This window comes from Nonomuraea sediminis (assembly GCF_018531495.1).
Lineage (GTDB): Bacteria > Actinomycetota > Actinomycetes > Streptosporangiales > Streptosporangiaceae > Nonomuraea > Nonomuraea sediminis.
This window is the reverse complement of the sequence record NZ_JAHDTI010000019.1, coordinates 1-16322: the sequence shown is the minus strand read 5'-3', so window position 1 is coordinate 16322 and position 16322 is coordinate 1. Positions and strand designations below refer to the sequence as shown.

Genomic DNA, 16322 nt, shown 5'->3' with positions numbered 1-16322 from the left:
TCCTTTCACTTCCTGAGGAAGCCCTCGTAGTTGCGCTGCTGCAGCTGGGCCTCGATCTGCTTGACGGTCTCGAGGCCCACCCCGACCATGATCATCACGCTGGTGCCGCCGAAGGGGAAGTTCTGCGCGGAGTTGGGGTCGCGCAGCAGGGCGAAGGCCACCAGCGGCAGCAGGGCCAGGACCCCCAGGTAGGCGGCGCCGGGCGCGGTCAGCCGGGAAAGCACGTACGCCAGGTAGCCGGCCGTCGGCTTGCCAGGTCGCAACCCCGGTACGAAGCCGTTGTAGCGCTTGATGTTGTCCGCGATCTCGGCGGGGTTGAAGGTGATCGACACGTAGAAGTACGCGAAACCCACGATGAGCAGGAAGTACGCGGACATGTAGAGCGGGTGGGCCCCGGTCGTCAGGTTCCGTGTGATCCAGCCGCCGACCGGCTCCCCCAGGAACGGAGCCACCAGCGTCGGCAGGTAGAGAATCGACGAGGTGAAGATGACGGGCACGATGCCGGCCTGGTTGACCTTGAGCGGGATGTAGGTGGCCGTCCCGCCGTACATACGCCGCCCCACCATCCGCTTGGCGTACTGCACAGGGATGCGGCGCTGCGCCTGCTCCATGAAGACCACGGCCGCCACCATCGGCACGGCCGCGGCCACGATCAGCGCGAACCCGAACGGGCTCATCTGGAACACGGTCGTCATGTACGACGGGAACACCGCCACGACCTGGGTGAACATCAGGATCGACATCCCGTTGCCGATCCCCCGCTCGGTGATCAGCTCACCCAGCCACATCACGGCCGAGGTGCCCGCGACCATCGTCACCACGATGACGACCACGGGGAACAGCCCGTCGTCGAGCAGCAGCGGCCGCCTGCACGACGACATCAGCTGCCCGCTCCTGGCCAGCGCGACGTCCGTGGTCGCGTACAGCACGGCCAGTCCTACGGTCAGGTAGCGGGTGTACTGGGTGATCTTCGCCTGCCCCGACGAGCCCTCCTTCCTGAGCGCCTCCAGGCGCGGGACGACCACGGCGAGCAGCTGCATGATGATGCCGGCGGTGATGTAGGGCATGATGCCGAGCGCGAACACCGACAGCTTCAGCATCGCGCCCCCGCTGAACAGCTGCACCATGTCGGCCAGCCCGCCCCGCACGGTCCCCACGCACTCCTGCACCGCCACGACGTCCACGCCCGGCGTGGGCAGGATCTGCCCCAGCCGGAACAACACGATCACCCCAAGGGTGAACAACAGCTTCTTCCGCAGTTCGGGCACACGGAAAGACCTGGTCAGCACGCTCAGCATGCCCCGAGTCTGTCGGCGGAGGCCGGCGAGATCGTCACCGCGGAAGCGGCATCGGCCTACGCAAATCCGCGTAGGGCACACTGGGCGGATGGTTCCACTCTGGGTGATCAGCGGGCCGCCGGGCGCGGGCAAGTCCACGGTCGCCGCCGCCCTGCTCGCCTGCCTCACCCCGGTTCCCGCCCTGCTCGACAAGGACGCGGTCTACGGCGACTTCGTCGCGCAGATCCTGCGGGCGTACGGCAGGCCGCCCGGCGAGCGCGAGGGCCCCTGGTACGACGAGCACGTCAAGCGGTTCGAGTACGCGGGCCTGACCCGGCTGGCCAGGCAGATCAGGTCCCGTGGCTGCCCGGTGATGCTGGACGGGCCGTTCACCACCCAGGTGCACTCCGCCTCGGCGTGGGCGTCGTGGGCCGCCGAGCTGGGTGGTGACCCGATCCACCTGGTGTGGGTCCGTTCCGACGGGGCCACGCTGCGGGAGCGGCTGACGGAACGCGGGCTCGGCCGCGACGCGGGGAAGCTGGCCGCCTTCGAGGAGTACCTGCGCGCCATCCGCGTGGACGAGCCGCCGGCCGTACCGCATCTGGAGATCGACAACCGCGGCGGCGCTCCGGGGCTGGACGAGCAGCTCAGCGCGGCGGGTATGCCGCCGCGAGCAGGCCGGGCAGGCGCGGTACCAGGCGCGTGAACAGCCCTTCCTCGTAGGAGACGGCGGGCTGGTTGGCCAGCTGCTGCGACACCGGCCCCGCGATCAGGCTGGCGGCCAGCGCCAGGCCCTCCTCGCTCGCGGCGTCCGGGTGGAGCTCGCCGAGCCGGACCGCGCCGCGGATGACGGTGGCGAAATGCTCGTGGATGGCCAGCGCGGGGGCGTAGGCCTCCGGCGACGGCTGGAACCCTGGCACCGGGCGCCAGAACAGCAGCTGGGCGAGCACCTGGTTGGCCATGATCCAGCGCGCCCCCGCCTCCATGGAAGCGCCGAGCGCGCGCAGGCCCGCCAGGCCCGTCGCGGCCTGCCGTACGGCCTGCAGGTACTGCTCCTGGCCGCGCTCGAACAGCGCGTCGTAGACGGCGTGGCGCGACGGGAAGTACTTGTACAGCGACGGCGGCTGGATGCCGAGCCGCCTGGCCACGGTCGACAGGCTCAGGCCCGCGACGCCGTCCTCGGCCATCACCTCGAGCGCCAGGTCCAGGATCTCGGCCTGCGTCTCCGCCCTGCGTCTCGCCCGCCTGTCGGTCACGACATGTAGCTTAAGCTATAGGTAGTAGCCAAAGCTATGAGGGGGAGCTTCCGTGTCTCGCGACATCGTGCTGACCGGCCTGCGACAGCACAACCTCAAGGACGTCTCGCTGAGCCTGCCCAAGGAGAGGCTGACGGTCTTCACCGGCGTGTCCGGCTCGGGCAAGTCGTCGATCGTGTTCGGCACGATCGCGGTGGAATCGCAGCGGCAGCTCAACGAGACGTTCAGCGCGTTCCTGCGCAACCGGCTGCCCAAGCACGAGCGCCCGCGCGCCGAGGCCATCGAGAACCTGACCACGGCCGTCGTCGTCGACCAGCGCCCCGTCGCGGGCAACGCCCGCTCCACGGTCGGCACGATGACGGACATCCACGGCATCCTGCGCGTGCTCTTCTCCCGGTACGGCGAGCCGTCCGCGGGCCCGGCGACCGCGTACTCCTTCAACGACCCGCAGGGCATGTGCCCGGAGTGCGACGGGCTCGGCCGGACGATCCAGCTCGACCTGGACAAGGCGATCGACCAGGACCTCTCGCTGAACGAGGGGGCGATCCGGCTGCTGGCGGTGGGCAGCTGGGCCTGGGGGCTGTACGCGAGGTCGGGGCTGTTCGACCCCGACAAGAAGGTCCGCGACTTCACCACCGAGGAGCGCGAGCTGCTGCTGTACGGCGAAGGCTTCAAGGTCGGGCGGGGCAACACCTACGGCGGCGTGGTCACCCGCTTCAACCGGCTCCACCTCAAGCGCGAGGCCGACGCGCTGGAGGAGTCGGTCAGGCCGCTGGTCAGGGAGGCCAGGTGCCCCTCGTGCGGTGGAGCGCGGCTGAACGGGGCGGCGCTCGCCTCCAGGATCGGCGGGCTCAACCTCGCCGACCACTGCGCGATGGAGGTCTCGGACCTGATCGAGGTGCTCGACGGGCTGGGCAACCCGGTCGCCCGCGCCGCGGCCACGGGCCTGCGCCGGATCGAGGCGATCGGGCTGGGATACCTGAACCTGGATCGGGAGACGCCGACGCTTTCGGGCGGGGAGGCGCAGCGGCTGAAGACCGTGCGGCACCTCGGCTCATCGCTGACCGGGATGACCTACATCTTCGACGAGCCCAGCGTGGGACTGCATCCTCGGGACGTGCACCGGCTCGGCGAGCTCCTGCTCGAGCTACGCGACAAGGGCAACACGGTGCTGGTGGTCGAGCACTCCCCCGACGTGATCGCGCTGGCCGATCACGTGGTGGACCTGGGGCCCGGAGCCGGGATCGACGGAGGCCGGGTGGTCTACCAGGGGAGCCTCGACGGGCTCCTGGCCGGTGACACGCTCACCGGGCGGCTGCTGCGGCGGTCGCGGGGCCTCAAGCCGTCGGTGCGGACCGGTGCCGGATATTTCACCATCTCGGGGGCTTCGCTGCACAACCTGCGGGACGTCACCGTCCGGGTGCCCCGCGGCGTGCTCACGGCGGTCACGGGCGTGGCCGGGTCGGGCAAGAGCACGCTGATGACCCAGGTGCTCCTCGAGCAGCATCCCTCGGCGATCCTCGTCGACCAGTCGGCGATCGGCGCCTCCTCCCGGGCCACCCCCGCGACCTACCTGAACGCCATGGACCCGCTGCGCAGGCTCTTCGCCCGCGCGCACGGCGTGCGGGTGGCGCTGTTCAGCTTCAACTCGCTCGGCGCCTGCCCCGCCTGCCAGGGGCGCGGGGTCATCAGGACGGACCTGGCGTTCATGGACCCGGTGACGCGCACCTGCGACGTGTGCGACGGCAGCCGCTACAGCGCCGAGGCCCTGTCGTACACGGTCGAGGGCCGCACGATCGCCGACGTGCTCGCCCTGACCGCCCGCGAGGCGGCCGCCGCCTTCGACCTGCCGGGTTTCGCCACCCTGGACGAGCTCGGGCTCGGCTACCTCATGCTGGGGCAGCCGCTCAACACGCTGTCGGGCGGCGAGAGGCAGCGGCTCAAGCTGGCGCACCGGCTGCACGAGAGCGGCAACCTGTACGTCTTCGACGAGCCCACCACCGGGCTGCACCTCGCCGACGTCGACCGGCTCCTCGCCCTGCTCGACCGGCTCGTGGACGGCGGCAACACCGTCGTGGCCGTGGAGCACGACCTGGAGGTGGTCAAGCACGCCGACTGGGTCATCGACCTCGGCCCCGAGGCCGGGCAGCAGGGCGGCCGGGTGGTCTTCGAGGGCACCCCCGCCGACCTGGCCGGCGCCTCGACCTGGACGGCCGAGTACCTGGCCAGGAGCCTGCCCGGCTACCAGGCCAGCGTGTAGGTGTCCCGGTCGTTCTCGGGGATGAGGCCCGGCAGCTCCATCACGTACATGTCGGGGACGCGCCCGATCGCGGCGGCGAGCTCGCGGTTGACGTCGGACATGAAGCGGCGGGCGTCGTCGTCATCGCCGCCCCACAGGTCGGAGAACTCCCACCCGCCCTTGTTGACCACGGCGTCGAAGCGGTGCTGCGCCGTGCTCACCACCAGGGCGATCTCGTAGACGGTCTGCGCGATCCTGCCGTGGACGGCCGCGAGTCCGCGCACGTTCTCGTAGATGGTGTGCATCGCCGACTGGGCCTTGTCCGCCGCCGGGCCGTGCCACGGCGCGTCGCGCACGTCCTGGGCGGAGGAGACGAGCGCGTGCGCCACCTCCACCAGCCCGTTGGCGATCCGGATGGTGGCGCCCGCGTAGTCGTTCAGCGACTCCACCTTCCAGGACATCAGCATCTTAGCTGGGGAGCTCGTTCCACAGCGGCGGCCTGGCCCGCCACGGATACTGGTCGGCGAAGCGGTACGTCTGACCGCTGCTGCTGACCAGCGCGGCGGCGGCCGACGACTCCATCATCACGTCGCCGGTGAAGCAGCAGAGCACCTCCTCGTAGTTCCTGACCAGGAAGGAGGTGTGGATCGCCGCCTCCCATCCGACGATCTCCGGGCCCTTCTCGAAGGGCGGGTGCAGGCGGCGGTAGACCTCGTCGAAGGCGCCCATGAGCCGCCCGCCGATCTCCCGCAGCCTGCCGTGGTCGACCGCGAATCCGTCGCGGTGCTCGGCACCGAGGCCCGGCCAGTAGCCCTGCGCCCTGACGGCGGGATCCCAGCTCTGCCATTCGTCCTCAAGCGTCGGCCGCGGTTCTCGGGACACGGATGCTCCTCAGTCGCGATCAAGGGATCGCCACGCTAGGCGTCCGCCCCGAAGCCTCGGTGAACAACACCTGTCCTGACAGTTAGCTGATCGCCACCGCAGGATAACCCGGCAGCCCCGCCGCTACGAGGTCGGCATGGCGGCGGCAGCCCTATGAGGGGACGTAATAATCGGAGTCGCGCGCGTCGAGGACGGCCATGTGGCCGGGGAGGTGGCCGATCGCGAAGGGGACGCCGCTGGCCATGATGGCGGCCTGGGGTGTGACGCCGCAGGCCCAGAACAGGGGCACCTCCCCCTCCCGCATCTCGACAGGGTCGCCGAAGTCCGGCCGCCCCAGGTCGGCGATCCCGATCGCCGCCGGATCGCCCACGTGCACGGGCGCGCCGTGGACCTGCGGGTAGTGCCCGGTGACCTCGATCGCCGTGTCGACCAGCGCGGCGGGCACCGGCCGCATCGACACCACCAGCGGGCCCGACAGGGAACCCGCCGGCTCGCACGGCACGCTCGTGCGGTACATCGGCACGTTGGTCCCCGCCTCCAGGTGCCGGATCGGGACACCGGCCCGCAGCAGCGCCTCCTCGAAGGTGAAGCTGCACCCGATCAGGAAGGGCACCAGGTCGTCGCGCCACTCCTCCACCACCTGGTCCCGGTCCGCGACCGGCTCGCCGTCGCGGTAGATCCGGTATCCCGGCAGGTCGGTGCGCAGGTCACCGGAGAAGAGCGGCGTGCTCGTGGCGCCCGCCTCCCCCACGTCGAGCACCGGGCACGCCTGCGCGTTGCGGTGCGCGAACAGCAGCAACTCGTATCCCAGCTCGCGCGGCACGGCGATCAGGTTCGCCTGTGTCCATCCGCGGCACCATCCGGCGGTCGGCACCCGCTCCCCCGCCCGGAACCGCTCCCGCGCCTCCACCGGTGTCAGATCAGCGACATCCACGCACCGACAGTACGACGCGCCACCGACAACCCCATGGCTTGCGGGCATGGGTTCGCTTGGCGACATCAGGCGGTCCAGGGCGGAGTCGTGGCGGCGGGCGACCGTCACCGACTCGCCAGAAGCGCCGCCCGCGGGCCCTGTGCCGGAGTGCGGCGGGCGGCGGTGGTCGCGGCCCGCCGTAACAAATGATCACAGTTATGCGCGCCCGGAGGCTTTCTGGCTGCGGCGGGAGACGGAGTCGATGACGACCGCAGCCAGGAGGACGGCGCCTGTGACGATGAACTGGACGGCGTTGCTGACGCCCTGCAGGGCCATGCCGGAGGCGATGGACTGGATGACGAGCATGCCGAGCAGCGCCGAGTAGGTGCTGCCGCGCCCGCCGAACAGGGACGTGCCGCCGATGACCGCCGCCGCGATGGCCATCAGCAGGACGTTGCTCTGCCCGGTCGCCTGGCTGGCGCTGGAGATGCGGGACGCCTCGAAGATGCCGCCGACCGCCGCGAAGGCGCCCGAGATGACGAACACCGTCATCCGGATGAAGGCCACGTTGATGCCCGCCCGCCTGGCCGCCTCGATGTTGCCGCCGACCGCGAAGATGCTGCGGCCGTACTTGGTGCGCCGCTGCACGAAGTCCGTGACGACGACCACGACGAGGAAGATCAGCAGCGCCAGCGGCAAGCCCTTGTACAGGTTGAGGATGTAAGCCGCGCCGAAGGCCACGACCGCCAGGATCACCGTGCGGAAGACGATGTCGCCGAGCGTGCGCGAGGGCACCCCGGCCGCCCTGCGCCGGTTGTTGCCCACCAGCGACACCACGAGGAACCCGGCGGTCGCCACCGCGGCCAGGCCGTAGGCGGCGATGACGTAGATGAAGTAGGTGCTGGTCAGCCGCGACACCAGCCCGTCGTTGTCGAGGTTGATGGTGCCGTTGGGTCCGAGCACGTACAGCTGGAAACCGGTCCAGGCGAGCAGACCGGCCAGCGTCACGACGAACGACGGCACGCCGATCTTGGCGAAGAAGAAGCCCTGGATCAGCCCCATGGTGGCGCCGACCGCAACGGCCGCGACCATGGCGGCCACCGGGTTCCAGCCGTTGTTGACGTTCAGCACGGCCAGCACCGCCGCGCACGCCCCGCTCACCGCCCCGGCGGACAGGTCGATCTCGCCCAGGAGCAGGACGAAGACGATGCCGACGGAGATGAGTCCGGTGGGCACGATGTCGACGCTGAGGTTCGACAGGTTCTGCGCGGACAGGAACTGCGAGTTGAGGGTCTGGAAGATGATCCAGATGACGATCAGCCCGACGACGACGGGCAGCGAGCCGAGCTCACCGCCTCTGACCCGGCGCTTGAACTCCTGCAGGTAGCCGGCGAAGCCTTCCTCCCGCACCAGCAGCCGCGGGTCGAGCTGCGCCTCAGGGAGGGGGTTCTGGTTGCTCATGAGCCCTCCTCGTCCTGCTCCCTGCGGCGGGCCTGGCGCCGGGTGGCCGCGCTGTCCGTGGCCCCCGTGATGGCCGCGATGATCTCCTCCTGGCTGGTGGAGCGGGCGTCGAAGAGGCCGTTGTTGCGCCCGAGCCGCAGCACCGCGATGCGGTTGGCGACGGCCATGACGTCGACCATGTTGTGGCTGATGAGGATCACCGCGTGCCCCTGGTCGCGCAGCCGTTCGACCAGGTCGAGGACCTGTGCGGTCTGCTCGACGCCGAGCGCGGCGGTGGGCTCGTCCAGCATCACGACCTTGGGCTCGCCCAGCAGCGATCGCGAGATCGCCACGGTCTGCCGCTGGCCGCCGGACAACGAGGCGACGGGGATGCGCACGCTGGGGATCTTGATGGAGAGCGTGTGGAGCAGGCTGCGTGAGCGCTTCTCCATGGCGACCTCGTCGAGCACTCCGGCCTTGCGCATCTCGTTGCCGAGGAACAGGTTGCCGACCACGTCGAGGTTGTCGCAGAGCGCCAGGTCCTGGTAGACGGTCGCGATGCCGAGCGCCTGGGCGGCGTGCGGGCTGTTGATCGTGACCGGCTTGCCCATGAAGTGGATCTCGCCGTCGTCGGGTGGCCCGACGCCCGCGATGACCTTGATCATCGTGGACTTGCCCGCGCCGTTGTCCCCGACGAGCGCGAGCACCTCGCCCTCGTTGACCTCGAGCTCGACCTCGCTCAGCGCCTGCACGGCGCCGTAGCGCTTGGAGATGCCCCGCAGGGCGAGGACGGGGGCCACGTCAGCCCAATCCGGCCGCGGCGCAGGCGGTCTGGGCGGCGCCCGTGCAGATCTCGGCGACCTTCCAGAACCCGTCCTTGACCACGGTGTCCTTGATGTTCTGCTTGGTCACCACGATCGGCGTGATGATCTGGGCGGGGATGGCGTTGCTCGTGCCGTTGTCGACCGTGCCGGTGCTGGCGGGCTTCTTGCCGATGGCGAGGTTGACGGCCATCTGGGCCGCGTTGGACGCCTCGGGCTTGATCGGCTTGTAGATCGTCATGGTCTGGGTGCCGATGAGGATCCGCTGGATGGCGGCGAGCTCGGCGTCCTGGCCGGTCAGCGGGGTGCCGGGCTTGACGCCCGAGTTCTGCATGGCCTTGGCGATGCCGCCCGCCATGCCGTCGTTGGCGGAGTAGACGCCGACGACCTTGTCGGCGCCCAGCGCGGTGAACGCGCCGTTGGCCTCCACGTTGGCCTGGTCAGGGCTCCAGTCGGGGGTGTCGTACTCCTTGCCGATGTCGACCTGGCCGTCGAGCACCGAGTGGGCGCCCTTCTTGAAGTCGCCGGCGTTCGGGTCGGTGGGCGAGCCGTTGATCATGACGATGGGGCCGCGCTTGGGGTCGCCGCCCGCCTTGATCGCGTCGAGCAGTGCCTGGCCCTGCATCTTGCCGACCTGGATGTTGTCGAAGGAGGTGTAGGCGTCGATGGGCCCGCCTGCCAGGCGGTCGTAGGCGACGACGAGAGCGCCCTGGTCGCTGGCCTTCTTGACGGAGGCGGCGATGGCCTTGGCGTCGACGGCGTCCAGGATGAGGATCTTGACGCCGTTGGTGAGCATCGAGTCGACCTGCTCCTGTTGCAGGTTGGGGTCCTGGTTGGCGTTGTCGTAAACGACTTGGCACTTGGGGCACAGGCTCTTGATGTCCTGGGTGATGTAGGGGCGGTCGAACTTCTCGTAGCGGGCGGTCTTCGACTCGGGCAGCAGCAGGCCGACCTTGAAGCCCTGCTCCAGGGTTCCGACGGCGCTGGGGGAGGCCGTCGGGCCCGCGCCGCCGCCTCCCGACTGGCCCGCCGTACCGCAGGCCGTCAATCCGAGCACGGCGAGCAAACCGCCGATGACCTGTGCTTTCACCACGAACCCCCCGAAAAGCGTGTCAAGGCGAGCCGTACCCCGTTCATGACCTGGACGCGCTCCGGCTTGCCACACTTTTGCCAGGCAATGCCGGATATTTCGGGATGAGCCGTAACTCGTGCTGGGTATCACTACCTGAGCGTTCGCCAAGTGAGGACTTCCTCGCCTATGGCGACATTTCGCCATTATTTGACTCTTGGCGTGAGAGTCTCGGAGATTTCACGGAATGGTTAGCGTATGGGGACCAGCGGGGTTCGCGCCCATTGCTGGGCACTCGCGCTCTGCCTGCTCGGCACGCTCGCGGGGGCCTTCCTGGTAGGCGCCGCCATCCATAGCGGCGGCGCCGCGGAGGACCGTTTCCTCCAGTGCTTCGGCGCGCAGCGGATGGACCTGGCGGTGGTGCCCAACGACATGGACGCAGGAAGGCGCCCGACGCCGGCAGGATCCCCGCTCCAGCGGATCAGCTCGATCGGCGGCGTCTCCTCCGTGCGGGCGATCCTCTCCGGCCCGGTCTGGCTGCGGGCCGCGAACACCTCGGCCGCGGCGGTGCAGGCGACGCTGCTGCCCGAGGGCGGGCTGCCGCTGATCCACGTGCTCGCCGGCAACCTGCCCGAACTGCCCGACGAGGCGGTGCTCGACGAGCTGACGGCCAAGTCGCTCGGCGTCCGGATCGGCGACACGATGACGGCCGACGACAAGGCGGGCACGCCGGTCCGGCTGCGCCTGTCGGGCATCGTCGAGATCGACGTGAACCAGGACCTGGTGCGCAAGGGCTTCCTCGGCGTCGGCTCCGAGCTGGCGCACCGGCTCGTCGGGCAACTGACGGTGGGCGGCATGCAGGTGACGCTCGAGCCCGGGCAGGCGCCGGCCCCTCTCAGGCAGCACGTCGCCCGGGTGGTCGGCCCCCATTACACCGTCCTCACCCTGCAGGACCTCGCCGCGCACAGGAGCGCCGACTCACAGGTGCTGACGCTGGCGCTGGCCACGCTGGGGGTGACGTCGCTGCTCGCGTCCATGGCGATCGCCTGCACCACCTCCGGGCGCATCCAGGACACCCTCCAGCTCGACGCCTCCCACATCATCGCCAAGTACGGCGCGGCCGAGATCCGTAAGTTGATCATCTTCGACCGGGTCGTCGGCGTCGTCGCCGCGATCATCGCCGGGATAGCGCTGACGGCCGGGGTCCTGGTACTGCTGTCGATGATGGGAGCCGACCTGCCCTGCTCCAGCGTCTACTCGATCTCGGCGCTCACCACCCTGCTGCCGCTGATCGCCTTCGCCGTGGCCATCTCCACGGCGCCCGTGGTGGCGCTCATGCGCAGACGCCGGGGCCCGCCGGAGGGCTCCGACCTGCACCGGCACACGATCCGTCGCTAATAGTCGACCTCGAAGTCGTGGGGGCCGAGTGCGAAACCCTCGCCGCTGGGGACGACGTGGCCCTGCTCGATCAGGGTGGACAGGCTACGCCGTACCTGCTCCTCCGACCGGCCTGTCGCGCGGATCAGGGCGGGCACGTCCGCGGCGCCGCTCCCGACCGCGTGGGCGGCGATCGCCTCGTACACGTGGATGTCGACGTCGGACAGCTCCTGGACGTCATGGTGCTCAGTCATCAGCGCAGCCTCGCGAACTCCCTCAGCCTGCCGGGATCGACGTCGCGCACCGGATGGCGGCGCAGGTACTCGTCCTCGAGTTCGCTCATGCGTGAGGTGTGGTGCTCGAGGGCGTCGTCGGGCCCGTGCAGGAAGGTCTCGTTGCGCGTCCTGTGCAGGTGGCGCAGTTCGCGCATCAGGTCGATGTCGGACAGGCGGCTCGGATCGATTCCCATCGTCGTCATGTGGTTCATCTACCCGTCTCCGGTCCGACAATATCTGTCACTTTTCCTGACATAGGGGCATTGTCGAGTTGGAGTCACGGCCATACGTTCCCGATATGGACCTCGAGCTCAGGCACCTCAGGATCGTCCGCGCGGTCGCGGACGCGGGAAGTGTCAGCAAGGCCGCGTCCCTGCTCGGGCTGGCACAGCCGGCCCTGACCGCCCAGCTCAAGCGCATCGAGAGGGTGCTCGGCGGCACCCTGTTCGAACGCGACCGCCACGGCGCGCGGCCCACGCCGCTCGGCGAGCTGGTGCTCGCCAGGGCACGCGTGCTGCTGCCCGCCGCGCAGGAGTTACAGGAGGAGGCAGTCCGCTTCGCGCACGCCTCCGCCCCCGGTTTCCGCATCGGCGCGACCAACGGGCCGGTGCTCGGCGGCCTGGTGGACCGGCTGGCCGCCGAGCGCACGGTCAGCACCTTCACCTCGTGGTCGGCACGCGAGCTCACCACGATGGTGGAGTTCGGCCGCCTCGACTACGTGCTCACCGGCGCCTGCGGCGACATGGGCACGCCGTCCGGCACGCTCATCTGGGAGTCGATCAGCCTCGACCCGGTCTTCGTGCTGCTCGGCGCCGACCATCCGCTGGCCGGCGAGAAGGAGCTGGAGCTGGCCGACCTGGCCGCCGAGCAGTGGGCGGTGACGCCGGGCGACGGCTGCTTCGCCGACTGCTTCGCGATGGCCTGCGCCCGCGCCGGCTTCACCCCCGGCACGATCTACGAGACCGACGTGCCCACCTGCACGCACCTGGCGGGGGTGGGCAGGGCCGTGGTGTTGTGCCAGGCCACCCACCAGGCCGCGCCGGGACTGGTCATGGTGCCGCTGACGGGCGCGCCGCTGCGCTGGCGGCAGCTGCTCGGCCGGCATCCCACCGCCCCCGACGCCGCCTGGGTGGTCTCCCAGGCCAAGGACGCGCACGCGGACTCGGTACGGCGATGCCCCGTGTATCACGATTGGCTGGTACGTAATCCGGGTTTTGGCACCATTCCATAACACCGTGATAGGGGCAGATTGATAGCTCCTCGATTCCCGGAACCGCCGTACCGTGACGGCACCCCCGGCAGCGAGGAGTTAACATGCTTCGCACTCCCGCGTTGATCGCGATCGCGATCGGCGCCCTCATGCTGACGGCTACCCCGGCCGTCGCCTCGAAACCGCCCCCAGGACAGGTCGACGCCCTCGCGCGCGATCTCGGCATCACCCAGGAGCAGGCGGTCAACCGGATGGCCAGCGAGGCGCGCGGCAACCTCGTCGTGCCCTCCTTACGCAAGCGGCTCGGCGACCGCTACGCCGGCGCCTGGTACGAGGGCCCCGAGGCCGCGCTGGTCGTGGCCAGCGTGTCGGCCTCCGACAGCGCCGCCATCACAGGGTCGGGCGCGCAGGCCCGTACGGTGACGCGCTCGTTCGCACAGCTCCTGGCGGTCAAGAACGGGCTGGACCACTCCCCCGCGCCATCGTCGGTGTTCGGATGGGGGGTCACCCCGCAGGACAACGCCGTCACGGTGTCGGCGTCCGACGCCGACCAGGCGCTCGCCTGGGCCAGGTCGTCCGGCGTGGACACGGCCGCCGTCAAGGTGACCGTCGCGCAGGAGCGTCCGCGGCTGTTCTACGACATCCGCGGCGGCGACGCCTACTACATCCCCTCCAAGGGCTACCGCTGCTCGATCGGCTTCGCGGCCAGGCGCGGCACGCAGGTGGGCTACACCAGCGCCGGCCACTGCGGCAGCGTCGGCGACGCCACCAACGGCTCCAACCAGGTCGCGCAGGGCACCTTCCAGATCTCCTCCTTCCCCACCAACGACTACTCGTGGGTGGCGACCAACTCCAACTGGACCGCACCCGGCGTGGTCAACGGCTACAGCGCCGGCATCCTGCCCGTGCACGGCTCGACCGTGACCCAGCCCGGCGGCTCGATCTGCCGCTCCGGCTCCACCAGCCAGTGGCACTGCGGCACCGTCCAGGCGCTCAACCAGACCGTCAACTACGCCGAAGGCACGGTCTACGAGCTGACCAGGACCAACGTCTGCGCCGAGCCGGGCGACTCCGGCGGCGCGTTCATCTCAGGCGACCAGGCCCAGGGCATGACCTCCGGTGGGTCGGGCGACTGCACCAGCGGCGGCACCACGTACTTCCAGCCCATCAACGAGATCCTGTCCACGGGCGGGCTCACGCTGATCACCAGCGGCAGCCAGCCGCCGACCGGCTGCTCGGGCTACCGCGAGCACTACAGCGGGTCGCTGTCGTCTGGCCAGAGCGGCTACCAGCCGAACGGGTCGTACTACCAGTCGACCGTGTCCGGCACCCACGCCGCCTGCCTGAAGGGTCCCGCCGGGACCGACTTCGACCTGTACCTGCAGAAGTGGAACGGCTCCTCCTGGGCGGTCGTGGCCACCTCCAACAGCCCCAACCCTGACGAGACCATCAGCTACAGCGGTACGGCGGGCTACTACCGCTACCGGGTCCACGCCTACAGCGGATCCGGCTCCTACACGCTCGACCTGAACCGGCCGTAACCGCCCACTCAACCTGCGCCCGCCGGGCCGCCCCCCACCCGGCGGGCGCGATGAGTTTTCTGCCGCCGCCGAGTCTGTAGTAAGCAGGCTGATGGACAGCGGCGAAGGAGACGCCATGCAGGAGCAGGTGCAGCAGGCCATCGACAAGATGACCGAGTCGGGACCCGAGCGGGGCATCCAGGTGGCCGTCTACCGCGACGGGGAACTCGTGGTCGACGCGGTCTCCGGAGTGGCCGACTCGGCCACGGGCCGCCCGGTCACGCCCGAGACCGTCTTCTACACCTACTCCACCGGCAAGGCCATGACCGCCACGATCGCGCACCTGCTGGTCGAGCGCGGGCTCTTCGACTACGACACGCCGGTCGCCGAGCTGTGGCCGGAGTTCGGCGCGCACGGCAAGCAGGCCGCGACGATCAGGCACGTGCTCACCCACTCGGCGGGCGTGCCGCAGATCCCGCTGGACACCACGATCGAGGACCTGTGCGACTGGGACAAGATCTGCGCGGCGATCGCCGCGCAGGAGCCGTGGTGGGAGCCCGGCACCCAGGTGGGCTACCACGCCTACACCTTCGGCTACATCATCGGCGAGATCGTACGGCGGGCCACCGGCAAGCCGATCTCGCAGGTGCTGCTAGAGGACGTGGCCGGGCCGCTGGGATTGGCCGACGAGCTGTACTTCGGCATGCCCGTCTCCGAGCACGGGCGGCTGGCCCGTTTGGAGGAGCCGGCAGGGGCGGCCGACTGGGCCGCCTCGATGCCCACCGACCTGCCGATGTTCAAGGCGGGTCCGCTCGTCACCTGGCCGGGGGCCGACTTCGGCAACCGTACCGACGTCCTGGCGGCCGACATCCCGGCGGGCGGCAAGAACTCGGCCCGCGCGATGGCCCGCCTCTACGACTCCCTCCTGGGTCACGGCGTGCAGATCCTGCCGCCGGCCCGCGTGGCCACCGCGACGGCGCTCGCGGCCGAGGGCGTGGACCAGGTCTTCGGCAACCCGTCGCAGTGGGCGCTCGGTTGGTCGCTCGGGCTTCCCGGGGGCGAGTCGGAGACGGCGTTCAACATGGGCGGCGTCGGGGGCAGCTTCGCCTTCGCCGATGCCTCGACGGGGATCGCCTTCGCGTTCACGAAGAACTTCATCGCCCCGGACTTCGAGGCCGCGTCCGAACTCATCAGGATCGTCATGGCGTAACCTCCGCGGAACCCCCGAGGAACGGCGTGGAACGCCTCTCCGGTGTCAGGACCACCATGTCATGATCAGGAGAGGCTCCATGATCCTTCGCAGATTCGCCGTACCCGTGCTCGCCGCCGTCCTCGGCGCGGGCCTGGCCGCGAGTGCCGCGCCGCCGGCGTTCGCGGACTCGTGCACGCTGTTCATCGGGAACCAGACCCCGCAGCACTTCTATCCCGTCTCCGTCTCGTGCGGCCGCGACACCGTGCAGGGATTCTCCCTGTGGGGTCAGGATGAAGTCTTCGACGAGTTCCGCCAGGGCTTCAACGGGGTGTCGTCGGCCAGCGTCTCCCGCGACGTCCTCAACGAGGACGACTCCATCTTCAACCGCGAGGACGACATCTACGCCAAGGTCGGCGGCGTGGACGTGTTCGGCAACTCCTTCAACGACCGGATGACCAACGTCATCCACCGCAATTTCTAGCGCTCGGCAACCGTCCGCCCGGCACGACGTCGTGTCGGGTTGACGGTTTCGAGAGGCACATGCGATACTGAAACCGGGATCGAGGTTGACTAATAATGTAGTTGTTGCATTCCGTTTGCCTTTCGGGTTATGCTGCCGCTCCACGCTGCCCATCGACGTCTCGTCTTCCGGCATGCGTGCAGTCATTCCGCCGATCCCTCGGAAGGACAACTGTTGGCAGCCTCCGCTGGTCCCCGTCGTGTCTCTTTCGCGCGTATCCAGGAGCCCCTCGAAGTTCCTGACCTTCTTGCTCTGCAAACCGAGTCGTTCGACTGGTTGCTGGGCAACGAGAAGTGGAAGGCCCGGGTCGAGGCGGCTCAGCAGGCCGGGC

The 16322-nt window shown here is 69.6% G+C and carries 17 protein-coding genes; 7 read left to right on the top strand and 10 right to left on the bottom strand.

Annotated features, from left to right (window positions below; genetic code table 11):
• Positions 1-5: 5 nt before the first annotated feature.
• The gene (gene secY / locus KIK09_RS50280) at positions 6-1298 is read right to left on the bottom strand and encodes a preprotein translocase subunit SecY (protein ID WP_214326714.1); all 1293 of its coding nucleotides are present in this window, start codon (positions 1296-1298) and stop codon (positions 6-8) included.
• An 88-nt stretch (positions 1299-1386) separates the two neighbouring features.
• Here secY and KIK09_RS50275 point away from each other — a divergent pair, with 88 nt between their 5' ends.
• Positions 1387-1983, top strand: a complete 597-nt coding sequence (locus KIK09_RS50275) for a P-loop nucleotide/nucleoside kinase family protein (protein WP_214326713.1) — start codon at positions 1387-1389, stop codon at positions 1981-1983.
• Here KIK09_RS50275 and KIK09_RS50270 read toward each other — a convergent pair.
• The gene (locus KIK09_RS50270) at positions 1925-2533 is read right to left on the bottom strand and encodes a TetR/AcrR family transcriptional regulator (protein ID WP_214326712.1); all 609 of its coding nucleotides are present in this window, start codon (positions 2531-2533) and stop codon (positions 1925-1927) included. The genes KIK09_RS50275 and KIK09_RS50270 overlap by 59 nt on opposite strands.
• Before the next feature lie 52 nt (positions 2534-2585).
• Between KIK09_RS50270 and KIK09_RS50265 the strand changes: the two genes are divergently transcribed.
• Positions 2586-4793: an excinuclease ABC subunit UvrA gene (locus KIK09_RS50265; RefSeq protein ID WP_214326711.1), complete on the top strand. Its 2208-nt coding sequence runs from the start codon at positions 2586-2588 to the stop codon at positions 4791-4793.
• On the opposite strand, the gene KIK09_RS50260 is transcribed toward KIK09_RS50265, so the two are convergent.
• The 6 genes from KIK09_RS50260 to KIK09_RS50235 form a co-directional block, all read right to left on the bottom strand.
• Positions 4775-5233: a hypothetical protein gene (locus KIK09_RS50260; RefSeq protein ID WP_214326710.1), complete on the bottom strand. Its 459-nt coding sequence runs from the start codon at positions 5231-5233 to the stop codon at positions 4775-4777. The two genes, KIK09_RS50265 and KIK09_RS50260, sit on opposite strands and share 19 nt — an antisense overlap.
• Positions 5234-5240: 7 nt before the next feature.
• A complete protein-coding gene (locus tag KIK09_RS50255) occupies positions 5241-5654 on the bottom strand; it encodes a hypothetical protein (RefSeq protein ID WP_214326709.1) in 414 nt (137 codons plus the stop codon).
• A 151-nt stretch (positions 5655-5805) separates the two neighbouring features.
• The gene (locus KIK09_RS50250; protein WP_308164781.1) at positions 5806-6588 is read right to left on the bottom strand and encodes a putative hydro-lyase; all 783 of its coding nucleotides are present in this window, start codon (positions 6586-6588) and stop codon (positions 5806-5808) included.
• A 195-nt stretch (positions 6589-6783) separates the two neighbouring features.
• Entirely contained in the window at positions 6784-8028 is a 1245-nt protein-coding gene (locus KIK09_RS50245) for a sugar ABC transporter permease (protein WP_214326707.1), read from the bottom strand.
• Positions 8025-8807 (bottom strand): ATP-binding cassette domain-containing protein, encoded by a 783-nt coding sequence (locus KIK09_RS50240; RefSeq protein ID WP_214326706.1) that lies wholly within the window; start codon positions 8805-8807, stop codon positions 8025-8027. Before KIK09_RS50240 ends, KIK09_RS50245 begins: the two co-directional genes overlap by 4 nt.
• Before the next feature lies 1 nt (position 8808).
• A complete protein-coding gene (locus KIK09_RS50235) occupies positions 8809-9918 on the bottom strand; it encodes a sugar ABC transporter substrate-binding protein (protein ID WP_308164780.1) in 1110 nt (369 codons plus the stop codon).
• Positions 9919-10155: 237 nt separating this feature from the next.
• On the opposite strand from KIK09_RS50235, the gene KIK09_RS50230 reads away from it, so the two are divergent.
• Positions 10156-11295 (top strand): ABC transporter permease family protein, encoded by a 1140-nt coding sequence (locus tag KIK09_RS50230; RefSeq protein WP_214326704.1) that lies wholly within the window; start codon positions 10156-10158, stop codon positions 11293-11295.
• Here KIK09_RS50230 and KIK09_RS50225 read toward each other — a convergent pair.
• Together KIK09_RS50225 and KIK09_RS50220 are read right to left on the bottom strand one after the other, a co-directional pair.
• Positions 11292-11528 carry a helix-turn-helix domain-containing protein gene (locus KIK09_RS50225; RefSeq protein ID WP_214326703.1) on the bottom strand — a complete coding sequence of 79 codons (237 nt, stop codon included), beginning with the start codon at positions 11526-11528 and terminating at the stop codon, positions 11292-11294. The genes KIK09_RS50230 and KIK09_RS50225 overlap by 4 nt on opposite strands.
• On the bottom strand, positions 11528-11752 hold the full coding sequence (locus tag KIK09_RS50220) for a DUF6158 family protein (RefSeq protein ID WP_214326702.1): 225 nt from the start codon (positions 11750-11752) through the stop codon (positions 11528-11530). The genes KIK09_RS50225 and KIK09_RS50220 overlap by 1 nt, the downstream gene beginning before the upstream one ends.
• Positions 11753-11847: 95 nt before the next feature.
• Here KIK09_RS50220 and KIK09_RS50215 point away from each other — a divergent pair, with 95 nt between their 5' ends.
• The 4 genes from KIK09_RS50215 to KIK09_RS50200 all read left to right on the top strand — a co-directional run bounded on the left by KIK09_RS50215 (position 11848) and on the right by KIK09_RS50200 (position 15952).
• The gene (locus KIK09_RS50215) at positions 11848-12780 is read left to right on the top strand and encodes a LysR family transcriptional regulator (RefSeq protein ID WP_214326701.1); all 933 of its coding nucleotides are present in this window, start codon (positions 11848-11850) and stop codon (positions 12778-12780) included.
• An 83-nt stretch (positions 12781-12863) separates the two neighbouring features.
• The gene (locus tag KIK09_RS50210) at positions 12864-14300 is read left to right on the top strand and encodes a S1 family peptidase (protein ID WP_214326700.1); all 1437 of its coding nucleotides are present in this window, start codon (positions 12864-12866) and stop codon (positions 14298-14300) included.
• A 115-nt stretch (positions 14301-14415) separates the two neighbouring features.
• A complete protein-coding gene (locus KIK09_RS50205; RefSeq protein ID WP_214326699.1) occupies positions 14416-15489 on the top strand; it encodes a serine hydrolase domain-containing protein in 1074 nt (357 codons plus the stop codon).
• 79 nt (positions 15490-15568) lie between these two features.
• Positions 15569-15952 carry a hypothetical protein gene (locus tag KIK09_RS50200; protein ID WP_214326698.1) on the top strand — a complete coding sequence of 128 codons (384 nt, stop codon included), beginning with the start codon at positions 15569-15571 and terminating at the stop codon, positions 15950-15952.
• Positions 15953-16322: the final 370 nt, after the last annotated feature.